Below are 18,680 nucleotides of genomic sequence, written 5' to 3'. Positions count from 1 at the left end.
GTGAAATGACGAAGCAAAACTATATTGTCGCGGGCTACGCCGTCGACGCCAAGCTTCCGGAGATGACGCGGGAAGACCTGACGAAATTAACCCATCTTAATGTGGCCTTCGGCCATGTGCGCAGCCATGAAATTTCTACGGATCATCTGCAAAATTTAGGACATCTACAGGAAATTAAACGTGAGCATCCAGAGCTGTGCATTTTGCTGTCCGTCGGCGGTTGGGGTGCGGGAGGCTTCTCCGAAGCAGCCTCTACCGAAGAGGGAAGAGCAAGCATGGCGGATTCGGCGGTTCGCGTACTGACGAATTATCCATTTGACGGAATCGATCTGGATTGGGAATATCCCAGCTACGGTGAAGCAGAGATTGCATCGAGCCCGGATGATAAGACGAACTTTACGCTGCTCCTTAAGACGATTCGGGAAGCATTAGATCGCAAAGGCTCGCAGGATGGACGGCATTACCTGCTCACAATCGCTGCGGGAGCGGACCAGTATTACGTGGATGGTACCGAAATGGATCAAGCACAAAAGTACTTGGATTTCGTACAGCTGATGACCTATGATATGCGCGGCGGATTTCAGGTTCTGACCGGCCACCATACGAATCTGTATACGCCGACAGGGGACTTGTTCCGCATTAGCACGGATGCTTCCGTAAATATATTCATTCGTGCAGGCGTGCCGAAGGAGAAGATCGTCATCGGTGCCGCATTTTATTCCCGCGTCTGGAATCAGGTGCCGGACCGCAATAACGGTCTTCACCAGATGGCTGGCAGCACCGGCGGGTATGGGCCGAACTATTCGACGCTCACCGCAGAGTATATTAACAAGAATGGGTACACCCGTTACTGGGATCAGGAGGCGTGCGCGCCATACCTTTATAACGGCACCAGTCTGATTTCCTATGATGATGAAGAATCGATCGGGCATAAATGTGAATATGTGAAAGACAACAGTCTGGCAGGGATCATGTTCTGGGAATACAGCTGTGACGAGACCCATCAATTGCTTGACGCGATGTACCGCGGACTTAGAGTATAATACTTAAGATATATACAATAGAGAAGGCTGAAGACTTAACGCATGATGACGAACAACACATGCTGTGTCTTTGGCCTTTTTTTAATATCAGATAAACAAAATTCAAAATAATAGAATATGGAGCCGTCTATGAATAAACAAATCAGATTGGAAACAGCAACCGGGCAGGATGCGAAGCAAATCATGGAATTAATGGTCGCGGTAGAAGGAGATGAGACGGCGAGATGGTATGAAAATGGCGAGAGACCCTATATCCCTGGCTATGATTCTGAAGATATGCAGAAGTATCATGCACGTGATGGAAGATACTATAAGATCCTGCTCGATGAAGCTCTTGCAGGCGTTATCCTGATCTCGACAACGGGAAGGGAGCATGCCCGAATAGACCGCTTTTATATTCATCCTGCGTTTCAAGGCCAGCGCATCGGCACCATGGTTCTAGAGCTTATCGAATCCCTCTATCCGCAGGTCAGGCTTTGGACATTGGATACCCCTCAAAAAAGTCCGAGAAATCATCATTTTTATGAGAAAAATGGATATACCGTGGCAGCTGCAGACGAACATGAAAGGTATTACGAAAAGGTGGTCGCAGAAAACAATGTACAATCAAATTCGGGCGAGTTTACGATAGAGAAGGATTACAGCGGACATAACTTCAGGGAGTGCAATTTGCAGGAAGCGGACTTTTATAGTGTGAATTTACATCAAGCAAGCTTCTCCAATGTGAATATGGGTGGCGCGACTTTTCAAAATATCAATTTAGCGCGCACGCGTATTACGAATACGAATTTGAGTGACACCATCATCGGCGACTCGAATCTCAGCGGCGTGGAAATTTGCCATGTTTCGCTCGCAGGCGCTTATCTTCATGATATTCATTTGAATAAAGGTGATCATCAGCAGCCGCTCGTCATCGAGAGATGTGAAATGAAGGATAGTACGATTGCGAATTCGGATTTAAGAAACCTTTCCATTAAGGAGTGTCAAACCGATGGCATGAGCATTGACGGCATTCTCGTGAGTGACCTGTTAAAAGCTTACCATAGCAAGTCTTCTGAAGAGTAAACAGCAAAAAAGCACGCTTGTCAAAATATATCATAATGATGCGATAACTATAGCTTTTACGGATAGAATTTCCAGAGTGTTTGGGAGAATTGTAAGGCTGTTCTCAACAGGTATATCCTATGGTAAACTTTGAATAATACATATTTCCAATTTATGTATTGCGGGCCCTAGACTGTGAGTTTGGTTATAGCGATGCGGCCAACAAGGAGTACTTTCTTTATTTTCTGGAATATAAGAAATTAGGCATAGATACCAATCAACAACGAAATGAGGTGCACAACTGGACAAGGCATGACCTACAAGAATCAGAAGGTAGTCCCTGGCCAGCCCGTGATGGTAGATGATGATCTGATTCTTTATTTGATCAAGAAGCTGTAGAACGAATTTGAAAGTTTGAAATCAAAGGAGGATCCAGCATGGTACAGAAACAGTCTAATGATGAAAACGAGCTGCCGAGCGGATTATCTAAACCAGCACAGCGCGCGCTGATCGGAGCCGGTTTATTGAATCTGAAGGATATTGCCAACATTCGTGAGGATGAGCTGAAGAAGCTGCATGGAATCGGGCCCAATGCGGTGGAGACCCTCCGGCAGGCACTGCAAGAGAAGGGGCTCTCTTTTGCCAAGAAATGAGGATGAACGGTTGCAGGTTTCAAATAATCGGGTCTTTCGAACCGGGAATATAAGCTAAGAAGGAAATGCGGAAGAAAGAAGTGAGCAGATGATGATCCAATTTTCGAACGGAAAAGTGACTGTGTTCCAAAGCGTTTTATTTCAAACCACCTCGACTGTTATTCAGCTGGATGATTTTATCCTGGTTGTGGATCCGAACTGGCTCCCAAGCGAAATTCAGGAGATTAAGGAACATGTTGATGCAGTCCAAGGAGACAAAGCATGTTATTTGCTGTTCACGCATGGGGATTACGATCATATCATCGGGTATAAGGCTTTTCCGGAAGCCAAAACGATTGGGAGCGCGGGATTGCAGCATCATCCGAAAAAGGAGCATAAGCTGAAGCTAATCCGTGATTTTGATGCTACCTATTATGTCACGCGCGGCTATCCGGTTGAATTCCCTGAGCTTGATATTGTCATCGAAAAGGACGGTCAGCAGATTACGATCGGGTCTACCACACTTACCTTTTACCTGGCCCCGGGTCATACGGAAGACGGCTTGTTCACGGTGATCGAGTCTGCGGGAGTTTTTGTGGCTGGCGATTATTTATCCGATTTCGAGCTTCCATTCATTTACCACAGCGCATGCGCGTATGAACAGACCATCCGCAAGGCCGCACGAATCTTAATCGATTACCCGATTCAGCTGCTCATTCCCGGCCATGGACAGTACACGGCAAGCCCTGCTGAAATGGACAGGAGAGTGAGCATGGCGCTGGATCATCTGGAACGATTGAAACAGGCGGTTCTCGCAGGTGATGAGCAGGCTTTGGAGCAGTTGAAGCTTGCTCACGGCTTTTTATCCGAAACAACGATGGAGTGCCATAAGGATAATGTGAGAATCATGCAGCGGGAGCTTCTGGGAGAAGGGGTAAAGGAGGACTAATCATGAATTATACAATCCGGCCGATTACGGATCTGGATATATCTTTTATGTGGGAGATGTTATATGAATCCATGTATGTTCCTGAAGGCCAAAAGCCATTCAGCAGGGATATTCTTCAGGACCCCTCGATAGCCAAGTATGCTGAGCATTGGGGTCGGGATGGAGATATCGGATTTATTGCCTTAACAGAAGATGGACAGCCGATGGGCACGATTACAGCACGGTTGTTTCAGGAGAACAGCCCAGGGTATGGCTATGTCGGAGCTGATGTTCCGGAGCTGGGGATGGCGCTATCTCAGGCGTTTCGGGGTCAGGGGATCGGGACGGCACTCATGAGGACGTTATTTGAGGAGCTGCAAAATAACGGGACGACACGGGTATCGTTGAGCGTAGATCCCAATAATACCGCTGCAGTCAAGCTGTATCAACGCTTTGGATTCGTAGAGGTTGGCATGGTTGATACGTCCATAACGATGGTTGCCGATATACAGCAGCAATTCTCCATTTGAAATGGTAACGGAGGACTGGGATTTGATATCGCTGAATTTATTTATGGAGTAGAGCAGCCAGCCTGCTTGGCAAAGGAGACATTATGCGGATTATTGTTACAGGCGGAGCCATTATTCAGGATGCTGAAGGACGTATACTGCTGCAGCGGCGTTCAGATTACGGGGATTGGGGATTGCCGGGTGGCGGAATGGAACCGGGGGAGCTCATTGAGGATACGATGAAACGTGAGGTCTGGGAAGAAACCGGACTTGAAGTAACGGGGTTTGAACTCTATGGCGTATACAGCGGCCCAAGGATGGAGTACACCTATCCGGATGGAAATGAAGTGGTGTTTGTCATGTTTATTTTTTATGCGGATGTGGATCTTCGGGGGGAAATGGCAAGCGATGGGAAGAGTCTTAAATTCCGTGATCCCGGCGGTGAGTCGCTGGAGCTTGAGTTTAAATCTCTGGATGAAATAGGCAGTCAGCGGATCAGCTCGGTGCAGAGACCTGTTTTTGAAGACTTAAGGGCAGAACGAGAAGGGATTTTAAGATCCTGATACATAGGTTGGATGTTTGAGAGATTTGAGGTGACGAGAGATGATCATTTGGGTTAATGGCGCTTTTGGAGCGGGGAAAACGCAAACGGCGCATGAGCTGCAGCGGCGGATTCCGCATTCTTTTATTTACGATCCGGAGAATGCGGGATACTTTATTCGAAAAAATATCCCCGAAGGCATCAAAAAAGGTGATTTTCAGGATTATCCGATGTGGCGCGAAGTGAATTACGGCATGATTAAGCACATCGATGAACAGTATGATGGAACCCTGATCATTCCAATGACAATCGTCAACCCGCAGTACTTTGACGACATTGTCGGCAGACTGAGACGAGACGGGGTGGTCATTCATCATTTTGCGCTGTGTGCCGCAAGAGAGACATTGCTGAAGAGATTGCGCAGCCGTGGGGAGAATGAGCGTTCCTGGGCAGCACAGCAAATTGAAAGATGCATTGAAGGACTATCTCTTCCGGTGTTCGAAAGGCATGTGGACACGGATACAATGACAACCTCTGAGGTGGTTGAGACCATTGCGGCGGCTTTGAATATCCGTTTATTGCCCGACAACCGCGGGAAACTGCGGAAAAAGTTTGACAGGATAAAAACGCAAGTCAGCCATATTCGATTTTTTCAATAAAGGTAAATGTAATCTTTCTATGAACGGCTTTTTGTTTACTGCCAGCCATGAGGGAGTGAAGGTTGAGCTGAATTGAAATATGTTGAATAAATATTAATATGGTTGTATATTCATACCAATTCAAAACAAGGGGTTGGTATACTTTGAATCAAAGAATCGAGGAATACGCATTAAATGCCTGGCCGACACTGCAAACACTAGTCTATGACGGATGGCTTTTGCGTTTTGCGGATGGTTATACGAAACGCTCCAATTCCGTGAATGCGATCTATAACACAAGTGAAGACGATCTGGCACTAAAAATAACCAAATGCGAGGAAATGTACCGGAATGCGGAACTCGATGCGGTATTTAAGATTACGCCTTTTGTTCCCGCGTCTTTGGATCAGACCTTAGAGGAAAGAGGTTATAAGCTGGTTGATCCGTCCACAGTCATGATCCTGGAACTGGACAAGGCGGCTATGCCGAAGCTGACCCATATTGAGGTCTCGGAATCACTAACTTCGAAATGGGTGGATACCTTCACTTCTTTCCATAATGGTCTGTCAGAGAGAAACCAAGCGGCAATGAAGAAGATGCTGTCCCAAACGGTGCTGCAAACGGGATATTTTACACTGTATCAGGGGTCCATACCTGTTGCCTGCGGACTTGGGGTCATTGAGGATCAAGTTGTCGGGTTATTTGATATCGTCACGTCCGAGCAGCACCGGAATCAAGGTTACGGCGAACAGCTTATCTTGAATATACTGCAATGGGCAAAAGAAAACGGGTCAACACATAGCTATCTTCAGGTTATCCAGAACAATCCGCCTGCTAACCGTCTGTACGAAAAGCTGGGCTACCGTGAAATTTACTCCTATTGGTATCGCAGTAAAACAATACTGTAATATGCATCTTTCACATATATTTCAGACATCAGAAAAGAGGGTTCTATGGAATCTGCAGCATTTTTGATTATATGCATTATCGTGGTAATTGCCGCCGGTTTTATCCAGGGGCTGACGAGCTTCGGATTTGCTTTGATCGCGATGCCCTTTCTGGCAAGGATCATTCCACTTCAGCAGGCAGTTCCGATTGTCGTCATCTTAAGTCTTTGCACGAATTTGATGGTTATCATAGACGCGAGGCGTCACATTGATCTGAAAAAAATCTGGATTCTGATCGTATCGAGCTTATTGGCAGCGCCTCTAGGGACGTATCTGCTTCTTTTTCTGGATGAGCATATTTTAAAATCCTTTACGGGGATTTTCATGATCCTGATTGCTTTGCTGCTCCTGCTTGGTAAGTCTTTTCCCGTCAAAAATGAAAAGCTCGCATTCGTGCCGGTCGGCATCATCAGCGGACTCCTGAATGGAAGTATATCCATGAGCGGCCCGCCTGTCGCGCTCTTTCTATCCAATCAGAAAGTAGATAAAAATACGTTCAGAGCCAATATCACAGCCTATGGCATCATTTTGAATATCATCACCATATGTACATATGCCTACAGCGGCATGCTGACGAAGCAGGTGTTTTCCTACTCTTTGTGGCTGATTCCCAGCATGCTTATCGGCGTCTTCATTGGCATCAAAGCAATCAAAAAATTAAATGATAATCTGTTCAGAAGGCTGGCTTTATGGGTGATTATTCTTTCCGGTATTTGGACATTGATCAGTGTTTTATAAAAAATGAGGTGAAGATATGAAATTCATCATTCTCTTTGGGCCTCAAGCTGTCGGGAAAATGACGGTAGGTCAAGAACTGGAGAAAATTACAGAGTTAAAGCTTTTTCACAACCATATGACGATCGAGTTGGTCACGCCGTTTTTTAGTTATGGTTCGGCACCAGGGAAGCGCTTGGTCAGTTTGTTCCGTCAGGAGATTTTTGAGGAAGTGGCCAAGAGTGATCTGGAAGGATTGATTTTCACGTTTGTATGGGCTTTTGACCTGCAGAACGACTGGGATTATATCGAGAAAATCAGTCGTATATTTGAGAATCAAGGCGGTACAGTATATCTGGTTGAGCTGGAAGCGGATATGGAGGAGCGGCTGGAACGCAATAAAAGCCCGCACCGATTAAGTCATAAAGCGACGAAGAGAAATATTGAGTTCTCCAAAAGGGACCTTCGGGTGACCATGGAAAATCACCGGCTTAATTCCATGGAGGGTGAAATCGGGCATGCCAATTATTTAAGAATCAACAACACGGAGCTCAGTCCGGAAACCGTCGCACAGATGATTAAAGAGAAATTTCAGCTGTGAATCTAATTGTGGCACGGGTAAAATAAGAGATTATAGTCAGATAAATACCATCCAAGAAAGGAAGGTAATCCTGATGAACAAAGTCATTACATACTACAATGCATTCGATGAATGGGGACGGCTGGACCGGGAGCCTATTGAATTCATTATTAATTTGCATCATATCAAAAGTCTTCTGCCAGCTAACGGTCATATTCTGGATAACGGCGCCGGGCCGGGGAAATACGCGATGGAGCTCGCCAAGCTGGGTTACCGGGTGACGTTAACGGATTTGACTCCGAGATTGGTGGAAATCGCGAAGAAAAAAGCCGAGGAATTCCAGGTCGAGGGTCAATTTGCAGGGTTTTATCCGGCAGATGCCCGAGACTTAAGCCTTTTTCCGGAAAATTACTTTGATGCCGCGCTGATGCTTGGACCACTGTATCATTTGCAAGAAGAAGAGAGCCGGGTACAGGCCATTCGGGAGCTGCACCGGGTCACGAAACCGGGTGGGCTCGTATTTGTGGCTTTGATGTCCAAAACCAAGTTTTTAACAACCTCGCTCATGTATCCAGAATTCTGGAAGCCGAACCATACGGTTCAGGGTATCGCGGAATTCCTGGAGTCGGGAACGTTTGACCATCAGGATGAAGGGCGTTTTACCGGAGCGTACTACTTTGACATTGATGATATTAACCCGTTTATGGAGTCTCATGGATTCGAAACCGTCAAACTGGTGGGCTCCAGCAGTATTGCGGGTGCGATGAAAGAGGAACAGTGGGATTACTGGCAGCAGCAGGGTGAAGAAGCATTCCAGCAAATCATGCACATCGTAATGAAGGAATCCGAAAATCCGTATATGCTAGGGTCTGCATCGCATTTGCTTTATATCGGCAGGAAGAGAGCCTGATGGCTCTCTTTTTTATAGGCTGGATTATAGAGTTACAAACCCTTGCCTCCAAGCGGCATTACCGGAATAGATTCCACTCCGGCAATCAGCGGCATGGCACGGGCAATGGAGTCTTTGGTCCCGGGCTGGGTTAGAGACGCTTTGTGAGCTTCAGAACTGCTCCATACTTCGGTTACCCAAATGGCATCGGGTTCCGTTTCCGACAGATTGATAATGTAGACCTCGCATTCCTCAACGGTTTGAGCCGCCGCCGCAGCCTCCAGCAGAATGTTTGCCAGTATTTCCCGCTCTCCAGGCTTTGCCGTGAACTTCACATATGCTCCGTATTTGTTCATTTTAACCGCTCCTTTTTCGCGCCCAAGATTAATTTCTATTTTCTATGATAACGTATACAATTACAACCAATATAGATTAATATTGGAATGAGAATTGGTTCGTTTTTTCAATCACTTCTGCACCTGAAAGGGGCGATACCAATTAAAATCCGGATTATTGGGGCTTGCGGAACCGGGAAGTCATATATCGCGCGCGAGTGCTCGCAGAGGCTTGGAATTCCTCATTATGAAACGGATAATTTCGTGTGGGAACGTGGACTTGAACAGCGCAGATTTCCGACCGAGACGAGGGACAGGCTTGTAAAAGAAGCTGTCAGCACCGAAGCATGGATCATCGAAGGCGTGCATCATAAATGGGGAAAAGAGAGCTTCGAGCATGCTGATCTTATTTTTATCATCTCTCCTAACAAGCTTGTCAGGGATTTCAGGGTTTTTCGAAGATTTATCCGAACCCGGCTTGGCCTCGAGCATGCCAACTACAAGCAGTCCTTTAAAAATTTGCTGGTGATGACCTTTGTATGGAACAAAGGCTTTGACCGGGACACGATGAAGGAAATCCTGGAGCTTACCAAGCCATATGAGGCAAAGCGAAGGATCGTAAAGAGAAACAAAGAGATTTTAGAATGGATTGAGAGCATGTGATGCGAATCCAACAAATAGGCTGAATTCCGGAGGAGCATGAAATGAAAATTGTAATCGGACAACCGAAGATGGAGAAGGAACTGAAGCAGCTGGAAGAAGAGCTAATGGCGCATCCGGATGCGGACATGTTCATTTTCCCCGAAGGATATATCCATGCAAATCTGGAACAGGCTTGCAAGCTGGCGGGTATGCACCATACGGCTATCATTTCAGGCTACAAGAATCCGAAGGATTGGGCAGTGATTATAGATGCTTCAGGAGACCTGCTGGACACGGAAACGATGCAGATTACGGCCTATGAAGTTGCCGGTTTGAGCTAACCTAAACCCCACATGAAATATGCTGATGGTATGCAAATGCTGAATGGAGGACAAAACTTTATTTTTTATATGAAAAATGGGAGGGGTACCGGTGTCTAAGCGTTGCTTTATCATTACAGGGACGTCCAAAGGAATGGGTGAGGCGATTGCCAGACGGATGCTGGAACGCGGGGATAAGGTGTATGGAATATCCAGAAGCAAAGCGGATTCTCTGGCTCATTTGACCGGGTATACCCATGTGAGCTTTGATCTGATGCAGACAACACAAATTGAAGGCATGCTTCATTCCGTTTTAGAGCCAATCCATCCGGAGGATTTTGAGATGGTTTGTCTGATCAATAACGCTTCGATGCTGGAGCCCCTAAAGCTAGTAGAAGACATACAGCCGGAGGAAATGATTGCGAATCTTCAGATTAGCCTGATTGCCCCCATGATCCTTACTTCGGTATTTATCCGGAAAACAAGGGAATGGTCACTTCGGAAAAAGGTGATTCAGATTACGTCGGGATCCGGTTCTTATGCCAATCCGGCCATGAGTGTCTATTCCACGGCAAAAGCTGGCCTCAATATGTTTACCAGATGTGCAGGTACAGAGCTTGCAGACCGCGTCGAAGTGATTGCAGTCGATCCCGGAATGGTGGATACGTCGATGCAGGCAGCTGCCAGAAATAAAGAGATCGAGGATTTTGCTATGGCCGCTCACTTCAAGCAGGCTTATGAGGCTGGTCAGCTGCAGAGTCCTGATGAGATAGCTGCCCATATTGCAAGAATCATCGACACATCCATGGAATCAGGCAGAGTGTTAACTTATTTGGAAAATGAAAATGAAAGAGGCTTATGATGATGAATATGAAGCATAAAGATAAGAATGATATTTTCACAATAGATTGCAAGGATATATTGCTGCGGGAATATCTGATTGAGGATGTGGAGGCACTGTGTGCGCTCACCCGGCAGCCCGAGATCAAGACCTTTTTACCGGATTGGGATGTGCCGCTTGAACAGAGAGTGGACTGGATAACCAATTACGAAACCGTGGATAACCAGCGTTTTCTTCAAGCTGTAGCTTCAGGCGGACATGTCGGTGATCTGATGCTTCGACTCGGAATCATTTTGAAAGAAACGGGTGAGTTCATCGGCTGGTGCAATACTGCAATCAAGGAGGAGCTGCCTGAACCGAACAGAGAAATCATGTACGCCATTTCCAACCAGCATACGAATAAAGGCTACACAACACAGGCTGTTCGTGCACTTGCACAGTATTTGTTTGCCCATACGGATATCATCATGCTTAACGCGGTGGCTTTGACCCATAATCATTCTTCCAACAAGGTTATTCAGAAAAGCGGATTTGATTACGTGGATCAGATCGAGATCGAAGGCCAAAAATACAACCACTATAAGCTTTATAAAGCTGCTTTTCATCTGCCAGGAGTGAACTAATGGGACACGATAGTTAACAGGAAAAAAAGGGGTGAAAGCATGAGTGACCGAAAAAAAATCAAACCAACTTCCCGTGAGCTGATGGAGTTCCATGTAGAGGCGCTATTTACACATGATCAGAACATGAGGCTGCGCACGATAAACGAGCCCTGGCCCGGAGAGGACTCGGCCCCCCGGTTTTTCCTGGGACGGACTATTGAGGGAACGGCTCTCTGCCGGCTTCGGTATGATGTCCCCGAGATGCTTGCCAGGCAATTGGAGGAATTATGCGCTGACGAACCGATCTTAAGTGATTTTCAGACGAAACCGAAACATTTTGAGGCTTACATGAATCTCCTTCAAAGTGAACGCTTCACGATGGGACCCTGTTATCTTATTCCTGAGGAAACCATGCCGGCGATGCAGGTGGTCTGCATTACCCGGGACAATATGAAGGAGTTTATGTACGACGGTTTCGAGTGGCTGATCTCTGAAATTGAATATGTGCAGCCATGCATAGCCCTCGTGCATGAAAGCCGAATCGTCTCGATCTGCCGCAGCGTTCGCATTACATCGAGAGCACATGAAGCAGGGCTGGAGACCTTGGACGTCTTTCGTGGCAAGGGGTATGCCGCGGCAGTTGTTGCTGGTTGGGCTATGGCGGTGCGTAAGATGGAGTGTGTTCCGTTATACAGTACATTGTGGGAGAATCTGGCATCCCAGCATGTGGCAAGAAAATTAGCCCTGTCCTTTTATGGAGTCAATTTTACGGTCATTTGACGATTAATCAGGATCAGAAGGAAAGCAGCTGTCATGATGAACATGGCGGCTGCTTTTTTAAGATTATAGAATTTTTGATTTTAATATGAACTGTGATTCCCCCTGACCGGTATCCATCCGGTTCATCTGCCTATATTCAGTAGGGCTTTTCCCATATTCAAAGGAAAACTGCTTGGAAAAGTGATGAATGGAGCTGTACCCGAGCAGCTCGGCAATGGCAGTAACCGTCTGTGTGGACTCAAGCAGTAGCAGTGCTGCTTTTTTTAGTCTCATTTTGGACTGATAAGCCATCGGCGACATGCCTGTCTCTTCCCGGAACAGCTTGTACAGCTGCGATTTACGCAGCCCGGATTGCTCGCACCAGTGCTCGACCTGGAATTCGGCGTCAGGATACAGCTCGATCTGCTGCATAAGCCTGGTTATCCGGTAATCGCGGACCTTCTGATTAAATGGACTGCCAGCCGCGTGAAGCAGGATGGCCCGCATCAGACTGGAAGCAATCTCCTCGCCATAAACGATGTATTCCATCTGGCATAGCTGATGCAGGCAAACTGCGGGCAATGAGGAGGCCCCCATGACAGTGCAGGAAGGAATGTGCGCTAGCTCCGGACATTCCTCCACTCGTGTCATATATTTAGGATCCGGCTCATCGGGGGCGAAGGCGAACCTAGGCTGATGAGGACGCGGAACAGACCATAGATCGAAATACACATTGTAAGCTTCGAGTGCTTGGCGTGGCAGTGGATGAAAGGAATGAACTTCTCCGGGGCGGATGAAGATCATCGCTCCTTTCTCTGCTTTATATTCGGTTCCTTCAATGCAGACGCTGCCCATTCCGGCGGTGAAGTAGTGGATCCCAAAAGCATAGCCGGTTCTTGTATGCTCATGTATACCTCCGTCGTATACCCAGCGGTGGGCAGAGCGCACAAACGGCGTAAGATCAAGCAAGCTGCTCATAGATCGATCATCCTTTTAACATGTTGGTGGAATGGCGTATAAACAGCGGAATGCCGTTCAAATACACTTCAATACTTCCATGATACACTAAAGGGCAAATCCAGACATAGTGATCATAAGGAGTGAACAGCATGCGATTCAGACAAATTCACCTAGATTTCCATACATCCGAGCATATCCCGGGTATCGGCAAACAGTTTTCCAAGCAGCAGTTCCAGGAGATGCTGAAGCGGGGGCATGTCGATTCCATAACGATTTTTGCCAAATGCCATCATGGCTGGGCCTATTTCCCTTCGGAAGTCAATGAACAGCATCCGAACCTGAACTTTGATCTCCTCGGAGCCCAGATCGAAGCGGCTCATGAAATCGGAGTCAAAACTCCGGTATATTTGTCCGTAGGCTTTGAAGAAAAGATCGCCCGTATTCATCCGGAATGGCTGATGCGCGACGAGAAGGATCGCACCAATTGGGTGGACGGCTTCATGGTGCCGGGCTGGCATCAATTCTGTCTCAACACGCCATACCTGGATCATGTCATCCGCCAGACGGAGGAAGTCGTACGCAAATATGATGCAGACGGGATCTTCCTGGACATCGTCGGCGTACGTAAATGCTATTGTCCGACATGCCTTAATCAGCTGCTGGCTGAAGGCAAGGACCCGCGTGATACGCAAAGCGTTGTCGAGCTGGGTGAAAGAGTCTATGCGAACTATGCCAACCGCATCCGCGATGCGATCCATGCGATTAAGCCAGGGCTTCCTGTTACGCAGAACTCGGGACACTTCCCGCACGGACGCCGTGATTTAATCGATGTGAATACGCATCTGGAGCTGGAATCGCTCCCGACAGCAGGATGGGGATATGATCACTTCCCTCTGTCTGCGCGTTATGTGCAGCCACTGGGCGTGGACTTCCTCGGTATGACCGGTAAATTTCACAAGTTCTGGGGGGAGTTCGGGGGATACAAGCATCCGAATGCCCTTCGTTATGAAACAGCGCTTAGCCTGGCTCATGGTGCACATTGCTCTATCGGTGATCACCTCCATCCGGAGGGACTCATGGATCCGGCAACCTATGATCTGATCGGAGCGGCATACCGTGAGGTTGAAGCGAAGGAGCCTTGGTGTTCAAATACGCGCAATATAGCGGATATCGCGCTGCTGTCGGTCGAAAGCACAGGCTACGAGGATCATGCCTCCGCGATGTTTACGAACCAGTTTGATGCAGGTGCGGTACGGCTGCTGCTGGAAGGTAAATTCCTGTTCAATGTGGTAGATATGGACTCCGACTTTCTTGCCTATAAAGTAATCATCATGCCAGACCATGTGCTTGTGAATGACAAGCTGAAGGCTAAACTGGAAGCATTTATTGCCCAAGGGGGTAAAATCCTCGCTACAGGTAAATCAGGAATGGACCTGGAAGGAGAGCAGTTTGTGCTTGATCTGGGAGTTCGCCGCACGGGGGATAACCTTTATAAACCGGATTACTTCTGTCCGGAGTTCGATCTGCCAAGCTTAAGGCAGGCCAATTTCCTGATTCAAGCCCGTGGTCAGCGTATTGAGCTTACCGAGGGAGGTAAGGTGATCGCCAAACGGGTTGATCCTTACTTCAACCGGGATGCGTTCAAGTTCAGCGGACATCAGCATACTCCGTTCACCTTTGATGCCAAGGATGAAAGTCCGGGGGTTGTCGAGAGTGATGCAGGTATTTATATTGCCTGGAATATGTGTGAGGATTATGCGATTAATGGCAGCCTTCCCGTTAAGGAGCTCATTCATCAATCAATTCGCAGACTGCTGCCTGATCCGACGCTCTCTACCACTCTGCCTGCTCAGGGCGTAGTTACACTTCAGCACCAGACTGAAGAGAGCCGCCTTGTGAATCATTTGCTGTATGCTTCCCCGGTGAAGCGCGGAACGAATGTAGAGATCATTGAAGATATCATACCGGTGCATGATGTGAAGGTGGAATTGCATCTGCCGGGCAAGAAGATAACAGGGGTGTATCTGGCTCCGCAGAAAACGCCTTTGGCGTTTGAGCAAAGCGGAAGTCATGTGAAATATACCGTCCCTGTGCTGGAAAGCCATCAGATGGTTGTACTTGACCTGAAGTAAGGGTGGGCAAAGCAGGAGTAGAACTGAACATAAGACAGGCTGTTTTTGAGCGGACGAACAAGTTCGCCCGAAAACAGTCTGTTTTGCATAGTGAGAGATATTGGAGGTCACTGACAGAATTAGAAAATTGTAGATCCATGTCGAAAAATATTTGATATCCACGTAAACTATATTTGTAACCGATTTCAAAGGATAGAATCCAATTAAGGGTAGGGGGGGGGTTGTCATGCTGCGCAAACGGTCACATAAACTGCTTCCCGGTTCTTCCATCAGCACCAAAATAACCTTTGCATATATCTGGCTGTTTGCTTTGTTGATTGTTCTGCTGGCAGTCACTACGTATTTTATATCATCCAAGATCCTCATTAACAAAACAATCGTTAACATGCAGCAAAATTTGCAGCTGGCTTCCGAGAAGCTGGATATGGTTCTGAGCCAGGCAGAGACCTTTGCACAGATGGCCATCACAGATGAGTACGTGCAGGATATTATGAGCAGCCCGAGATCAGAGTATTTGGCCCATTATAATGATCAGATTGCCATTCAGAACGCGCTTTTTGGGATGACGGAGAAGACCATGATTGATTCCGTTATCGTTTATGACCAGATTGGAGGGATCTATGGATCAGGGGTGGAGAAGAACATTACGGATACCAGTCGACCCTATATGCATAAATTCTCTTCGTCCAAGTCAACCTCGCAGTGGATGGATACGACGCTGGCTAACTATCAGCGGGAGGATGGTCCGAGGAATGTGATCTCCCTGTATCAAAAGTTTTATTCTGCCGGAACAGGTCTGCCGATCGGGCTAATCCAGCTGTCGATCAATGAGAAGAGCATTAGCAAGCAGTACGGGAATATTTCCATCGGCAAGGGCGGAAGCATTTTCATTATGAATCGAAAGGGCAAAATCGTCTCGGATGACAACAAGAGCCGATTGTATACATCTGTGGAGAATGAGCCTTATTTTAACTGGGCCTTGAATCATCAAGCCGGGGATATTTTCAAGATAGACGGTGAGAAGCAGATTGTGGTGTCCCGGTTTTTTCCCAAGCTGGACTGGATTATTCTCGGAGTCGTTCCGGTGGGAGAGGTGACAAAAGACAATCAGATGCTGATCCGCCAATTTACTGCACTCTCTCTGCTGTTCATCGTCTTGGCTGCAGTGCTCACCTATGTTACCTCGAAATCGATTACCCGTCCTCTGCTAGCCATGAAGAAAACCGTGAAGAAGATGAAGGAAGGCAACATGGATGTTGTATTTGATATCGAATCAAGGGATGAGATCGGTGCGCTTGGAGCCGAATTTAATAAAATGGTAAACCGGACCAAGCATCTGATGGAGCAGATTGTAGAGGATGAGAAGAAACGCAAGGAGATCGAGCTGGCTGCGCTTCAGTCGCAGATCAATCCCCATTTTCTGTATAACACGCTTGAGAGCATCAGTGCACTGGCGGATCTCGGACGTGGAAAAGATATCGTAAGCTTGGTCAAACAGCTGGCGGCATTTTACCGTGGTGTTCTCAGTAAGGGAAGCCCAATCATACGGGTGGAGGATGAACTGAACATTACCCGCAATTATCTGGATATTTTGAAGGTGCGTTATGGAGACCGGATCAGCAGCCGTTTTGATGTGGAGCCCGGAGTGCTTCCGTACAGGTCCATTAAGCTGCTTCTGCAACCACTCGTGGAGAACGCGGTATATCATGGCCTGCGCTATAAACGCGGGAAGGGAATCATCGGGGTTCGAGTATACAGCGAGAACAACCTATTGATGTTGAAAGTTACAGATAACGGAATCGGCATGCAGCCGGACAAGCTGAATGCCATCTTGCGGGAACATTCAGTTCACGGAAGCGGCTTTGGCGTAAAAAGTACGGATGAGCGGATCAAATTGCATTTTGGAACTTCATACGGGCTGCGGATCAGCAGTGTATATGGAGAAGGAACAACCGTAACGGCGATGTTGCCGCTGCTAAGAATGGAGGGGGAAACCGATGATACAGACCATGATCATAGATGACGAATATCTGATCCGGGAGAGGTTGAAGCGGTTCGTTGAATGGGAGCAGCTTGGCTTTGAGCTTGCAGGAGAGGCCGAGGATGGAGAAGAGGCTCTGGAGCTGTTGGAAGAAGCAGCGATCCCTATGCAGCTTGCGCTGGTGGATATCAATATGCCGATGATTGATGGACTTGAATTTGCCAGAAGGGCAAGGGAGAACCATCCCGGCCTGCACATCATTTTTCTCACAGGCTACAGCGATTTTGACTATGTGAAGACCGCTTTGCGTCTGGGAGCTGCCAACTATATCCTGAAGCCGATTGATATGGATGAACTGGCAGAAACGCTTGTAAAGGTACGTACGATAATCCGGGAAGAGGAGCTGAAGCGCTCCCATTCCACTGCCTTAGCTGAAGAACTAATTGTGGCTTATGATAGCAGCAGAAGCAGCTTTATGATGCGTCTTCTGGATTCGTCCGCTTCCATGCAAGAGCCGGAACGAAAAGAAGGGCTGAATCGGTATTGCCCGCAGCTTTCCGAAGGGGCTCTGATTATTGCTGTAGCTAGTTTCGACCGACCCGGTGAAATGGATGGCGATCCCGTTCGCTCAAGCATCTGTGCTGAACAGGTTACTGAACAAGCCAAGGACGGGCTGGCCATACTGGCAGAGGTCATCCAGTCCCAACAGAAAACCGGGATCTGCTATGACTCAAGCGGGCGGCTTGTGGTGTTGGCTTCTCCTGAAATCCGGCTGGAGGAAGTTTGGCGCAAAGCCGTGGAGAGAATACACAGTACCGTAGGCATGCTGATGACCATGGGGATCAGCAGCAATTGCAGCACAGCGGATGCAGACCGCGGTTATCAGGAGGCAGTGCTGGCCATGCGTCACAAGGCGGTGTATGGCAGGGGAAGGATCATCAAGTATGATGAGCTCCCAACCGAGTGGAAACCATTACAGCTGGGGGGAATCCGCGAGCAGCTGCTCATTGATTTGCGGCTTGGCAATCCGGAGGATGCTGCCGGGCGCATCCACGAGCTATTTTCCCGCTTTACGGCGAAGCCTACGCATATCGACCAGCTGTATTATATCGTGTATGAGCTTACTGCAATGCTGAATGTATATGCGGAAGAGCAGCAGATCGAAATGACGGAGGATGAAGCGGCTGCTCTGAATGCGGCAGCGGCTGTTGACCGTCTAGAGATGCCGGATCGGATTGAAGTCTGGATCAATGCCAGGCTGATGAGTCTCTATACCCGTTCGGAGTCACAGAAGAAATCCTCTTCGGCCAGGCTTGTCGAGACGGCAAAGGCATATATTGATGCGAACTACAGCAATGCTGAACTGGATCTGCCGGCAATCTCGCAAAGCCTCCATATTAACGCGAATTATTTAAGCCGTATATTCAAAGCTGAAAGCGGCCTGTCTGTGACCGAATATGTGACTCTATGCCGGATGAACAGGGCAAAGGAGCTGCTAATATCGGGGTATCGGAATGTGGAATACATTGCAGCGCAGACCGGATATGCGGACCCTCACTATTTCAGCAAGTGCTTCAAAAAGCATTACCGCGTGCCTCCTTCTAAGTTTTCGGTGTAAGCCATTACGGAATGTTTCTGTGCTG

At 47.7% G+C, this 18,680-nt stretch carries 21 protein-coding genes; 19 read left to right on the top strand and 2 right to left on the bottom strand.

The features are described 5' to 3' along the window. The first annotated feature begins 5 nt into the window (after positions 1-5). From KJS65_RS22035 to KJS65_RS21985, 11 genes are all read left to right on the top strand, one after another. The gene (locus KJS65_RS22035) at positions 6-1,043 is read left to right on the top strand and encodes a glycoside hydrolase family 18 protein (RefSeq protein ID WP_213652001.1); all 1,038 of its coding nucleotides are present in this window, start codon (positions 6-8) and stop codon (positions 1,041-1,043) included. A gap of 129 nt (positions 1,044-1,172) precedes the next feature. Beyond that, the gene (locus KJS65_RS22030) at positions 1,173-2,108 is read left to right on the top strand and encodes a GNAT family N-acetyltransferase (RefSeq protein ID WP_213652000.1); all 936 of its coding nucleotides are present in this window, start codon (positions 1,173-1,175) and stop codon (positions 2,106-2,108) included. A 416-nt stretch (positions 2,109-2,524) separates the two neighbouring features. After that, positions 2,525-2,740 carry a helix-hairpin-helix domain-containing protein gene (locus tag KJS65_RS22025; RefSeq protein WP_213651999.1) on the top strand — a complete coding sequence of 72 codons (216 nt, stop codon included), beginning with the start codon at positions 2,525-2,527 and terminating at the stop codon, positions 2,738-2,740. An 88-nt stretch (positions 2,741-2,828) separates the two neighbouring features. Then, complete coding sequence (locus tag KJS65_RS22020; RefSeq protein ID WP_244864720.1) at positions 2,829-3,668, top strand: MBL fold metallo-hydrolase; 840 nt, start codon at positions 2,829-2,831, stop codon at positions 3,666-3,668. Between the two features lie 2 nt (positions 3,669-3,670). Further along, complete coding sequence (locus KJS65_RS22015; protein WP_213651998.1) at positions 3,671-4,177, top strand: GNAT family N-acetyltransferase; 507 nt, start codon at positions 3,671-3,673, stop codon at positions 4,175-4,177. A gap of 83 nt (positions 4,178-4,260) precedes the next feature. Then, positions 4,261-4,719, top strand: coding sequence for an NUDIX domain-containing protein (locus tag KJS65_RS22010; RefSeq protein ID WP_213651997.1), 459 nt, complete (start codon positions 4,261-4,263; stop codon positions 4,717-4,719). Positions 4,720-4,759: 40 nt separating this feature from the next. Continuing rightward, entirely contained in the window at positions 4,760-5,356 is a 597-nt protein-coding gene (locus KJS65_RS22005; protein WP_213651996.1) for an AAA family ATPase, read from the top strand. A gap of 143 nt (positions 5,357-5,499) precedes the next feature. Beyond that, entirely contained in the window at positions 5,500-6,243 is a 744-nt protein-coding gene (locus KJS65_RS22000) for a GNAT family N-acetyltransferase (RefSeq protein ID WP_213651995.1), read from the top strand. A gap of 45 nt (positions 6,244-6,288) precedes the next feature. Beyond that, positions 6,289-7,020, top strand: coding sequence for a sulfite exporter TauE/SafE family protein (locus KJS65_RS21995; RefSeq protein WP_213651994.1), 732 nt, complete (start codon positions 6,289-6,291; stop codon positions 7,018-7,020). A 16-nt stretch (positions 7,021-7,036) separates the two neighbouring features. Beyond that, on the top strand, positions 7,037-7,597 hold the full coding sequence (locus KJS65_RS21990; protein WP_213651993.1) for a DEAD/DEAH box helicase family protein: 561 nt from the start codon (positions 7,037-7,039) through the stop codon (positions 7,595-7,597). Positions 7,598-7,670: 73 nt separating this feature from the next. Beyond that, positions 7,671-8,486, top strand: coding sequence for a class I SAM-dependent methyltransferase (locus tag KJS65_RS21985; RefSeq protein ID WP_213651992.1), 816 nt, complete (start codon positions 7,671-7,673; stop codon positions 8,484-8,486). Between the two features lie 32 nt (positions 8,487-8,518). On the opposite strand, the gene KJS65_RS21980 is transcribed toward KJS65_RS21985, so the two are convergent. Next, a complete protein-coding gene (locus KJS65_RS21980) occupies positions 8,519-8,821 on the bottom strand; it encodes a putative quinol monooxygenase (RefSeq protein ID WP_213651991.1) in 303 nt (100 codons plus the stop codon). A gap of 87 nt (positions 8,822-8,908) precedes the next feature. Between KJS65_RS21980 and KJS65_RS21975 the strand changes: the two genes are divergently transcribed. The 5 genes from KJS65_RS21975 to aac(2')-IIb all read left to right on the top strand — a co-directional run bounded on the left by KJS65_RS21975 (position 8,909) and on the right by aac(2')-IIb (position 11,985). After that, positions 8,909-9,463 (top strand): P-loop NTPase family protein, encoded by a 555-nt coding sequence (locus KJS65_RS21975; RefSeq protein WP_244864718.1) that lies wholly within the window; start codon positions 8,909-8,911, stop codon positions 9,461-9,463. Between the two features lie 41 nt (positions 9,464-9,504). Further along, entirely contained in the window at positions 9,505-9,783 is a 279-nt protein-coding gene (locus KJS65_RS21970) for a hypothetical protein (RefSeq protein WP_213651990.1), read from the top strand. Between the two features lie 91 nt (positions 9,784-9,874). Continuing rightward, a complete protein-coding gene (locus tag KJS65_RS21965) occupies positions 9,875-10,624 on the top strand; it encodes an SDR family NAD(P)-dependent oxidoreductase (protein WP_213651989.1) in 750 nt (249 codons plus the stop codon). Beyond that, positions 10,621-11,226, top strand: a complete 606-nt coding sequence (locus tag KJS65_RS21960; protein ID WP_244864716.1) for a GNAT family N-acetyltransferase — start codon at positions 10,621-10,623, stop codon at positions 11,224-11,226. The genes KJS65_RS21965 and KJS65_RS21960 overlap by 4 nt, the downstream gene beginning before the upstream one ends. Before the next feature lie 39 nt (positions 11,227-11,265). Further along, positions 11,266-11,985, top strand: a complete 720-nt coding sequence (gene aac(2')-IIb, locus KJS65_RS21955; protein WP_213651988.1) for a kasugamycin N-acetyltransferase AAC(2')-IIb — start codon at positions 11,266-11,268, stop codon at positions 11,983-11,985. Between the two features lie 63 nt (positions 11,986-12,048). On the opposite strand, the gene KJS65_RS21950 is transcribed toward aac(2')-IIb, so the two are convergent. Then, positions 12,049-12,942, bottom strand: coding sequence for an AraC family transcriptional regulator (locus KJS65_RS21950; RefSeq protein WP_213651987.1), 894 nt, complete (start codon positions 12,940-12,942; stop codon positions 12,049-12,051). A 131-nt stretch (positions 12,943-13,073) separates the two neighbouring features. Here KJS65_RS21950 and KJS65_RS21945 point away from each other — a divergent pair, with 131 nt between their 5' ends. The 3 genes from KJS65_RS21945 (at position 13,074) to KJS65_RS21935 (ending at position 18,655) form a co-directional block, all read left to right on the top strand. After that, positions 13,074-15,056: an alpha-amylase family protein gene (locus KJS65_RS21945; protein ID WP_213651986.1), complete on the top strand. Its 1,983-nt coding sequence runs from the start codon at positions 13,074-13,076 to the stop codon at positions 15,054-15,056. A gap of 226 nt (positions 15,057-15,282) precedes the next feature. Next, a complete protein-coding gene (locus KJS65_RS21940) occupies positions 15,283-17,079 on the top strand; it encodes a sensor histidine kinase (RefSeq protein WP_213651985.1) in 1,797 nt (598 codons plus the stop codon). After that, entirely contained in the window at positions 17,054-18,655 is a 1,602-nt protein-coding gene (locus KJS65_RS21935; RefSeq protein WP_213651984.1) for a response regulator, read from the top strand. Before KJS65_RS21940 ends, KJS65_RS21935 begins: the two co-directional genes overlap by 26 nt. Positions 18,656-18,680 lie beyond the last annotated feature (25 nt).

It is taken from the genome of Paenibacillus sp. J23TS9 (assembly GCF_018403225.1).
Classification (GTDB): Bacteria; Bacillota; Bacilli; order Paenibacillales; family Paenibacillaceae; genus Paenibacillus_AQ.
The sequence above is the reverse complement of the archived record's forward strand: the minus strand, read 5'-3'. Positions and strand labels throughout refer to the sequence as shown.

What these genes read in the sequence shown, in the direction of transcription:
- KJS65_RS22035 (WP_213652001.1), top strand. Translation starts at nt 6, where the DNA reads ATGACGAAGCAAAACTATATTGTCGCGGGCTACGCCGTCGACGCCAAG.
- KJS65_RS22030 (WP_213652000.1), top strand. Translation starts at nt 1,173, where the DNA reads ATGAATAAACAAATCAGATTGGAAACAGCAACCGGGCAGGATGCGAAG.
- KJS65_RS22025 (WP_213651999.1), top strand. Translation starts at nt 2,525, where the DNA reads ATGGTACAGAAACAGTCTAATGATGAAAACGAGCTGCCGAGCGGATTA.
- KJS65_RS22020 (WP_244864720.1), top strand. Translation starts at nt 2,829, where the DNA reads ATGATGATCCAATTTTCGAACGGAAAAGTGACTGTGTTCCAAAGCGTT.
- KJS65_RS22015 (WP_213651998.1), top strand. Translation starts at nt 3,671, where the DNA reads ATGAATTATACAATCCGGCCGATTACGGATCTGGATATATCTTTTATG.
- KJS65_RS22010 (WP_213651997.1), top strand. Translation starts at nt 4,261, where the DNA reads ATGCGGATTATTGTTACAGGCGGAGCCATTATTCAGGATGCTGAAGGA.
- KJS65_RS22005 (WP_213651996.1), top strand. Translation starts at nt 4,760, where the DNA reads ATGATCATTTGGGTTAATGGCGCTTTTGGAGCGGGGAAAACGCAAACG.
- KJS65_RS21995 (WP_213651994.1), top strand. Translation starts at nt 6,289, where the DNA reads ATGGAATCTGCAGCATTTTTGATTATATGCATTATCGTGGTAATTGCC.
- KJS65_RS21990 (WP_213651993.1), top strand. Translation starts at nt 7,037, where the DNA reads ATGAAATTCATCATTCTCTTTGGGCCTCAAGCTGTCGGGAAAATGACG.
- KJS65_RS21985 (WP_213651992.1), top strand. Translation starts at nt 7,671, where the DNA reads ATGAACAAAGTCATTACATACTACAATGCATTCGATGAATGGGGACGG.
- KJS65_RS21980 (WP_213651991.1), bottom strand. Translation starts at nt 8,821, where the DNA reads ATGAACAAATACGGAGCATATGTGAAGTTCACGGCAAAGCCTGGAGAG.
- KJS65_RS21975 (WP_244864718.1), top strand. Translation starts at nt 8,909, where the DNA reads ATGAGAATTGGTTCGTTTTTTCAATCACTTCTGCACCTGAAAGGGGCG.
- KJS65_RS21970 (WP_213651990.1), top strand. Translation starts at nt 9,505, where the DNA reads ATGAAAATTGTAATCGGACAACCGAAGATGGAGAAGGAACTGAAGCAG.
- KJS65_RS21960 (WP_244864716.1), top strand. Translation starts at nt 10,621, where the DNA reads ATGATGATGAATATGAAGCATAAAGATAAGAATGATATTTTCACAATA.
- KJS65_RS21950 (WP_213651987.1), bottom strand. Translation starts at nt 12,942, where the DNA reads ATGAGCAGCTTGCTTGATCTTACGCCGTTTGTGCGCTCTGCCCACCGC.
- KJS65_RS21945 (WP_213651986.1), top strand. Translation starts at nt 13,074, where the DNA reads ATGCGATTCAGACAAATTCACCTAGATTTCCATACATCCGAGCATATC.
- KJS65_RS21940 (WP_213651985.1), top strand. Translation starts at nt 15,283, where the DNA reads ATGCTGCGCAAACGGTCACATAAACTGCTTCCCGGTTCTTCCATCAGC.
- KJS65_RS21935 (WP_213651984.1), top strand. Translation starts at nt 17,054, where the DNA reads ATGATACAGACCATGATCATAGATGACGAATATCTGATCCGGGAGAGG.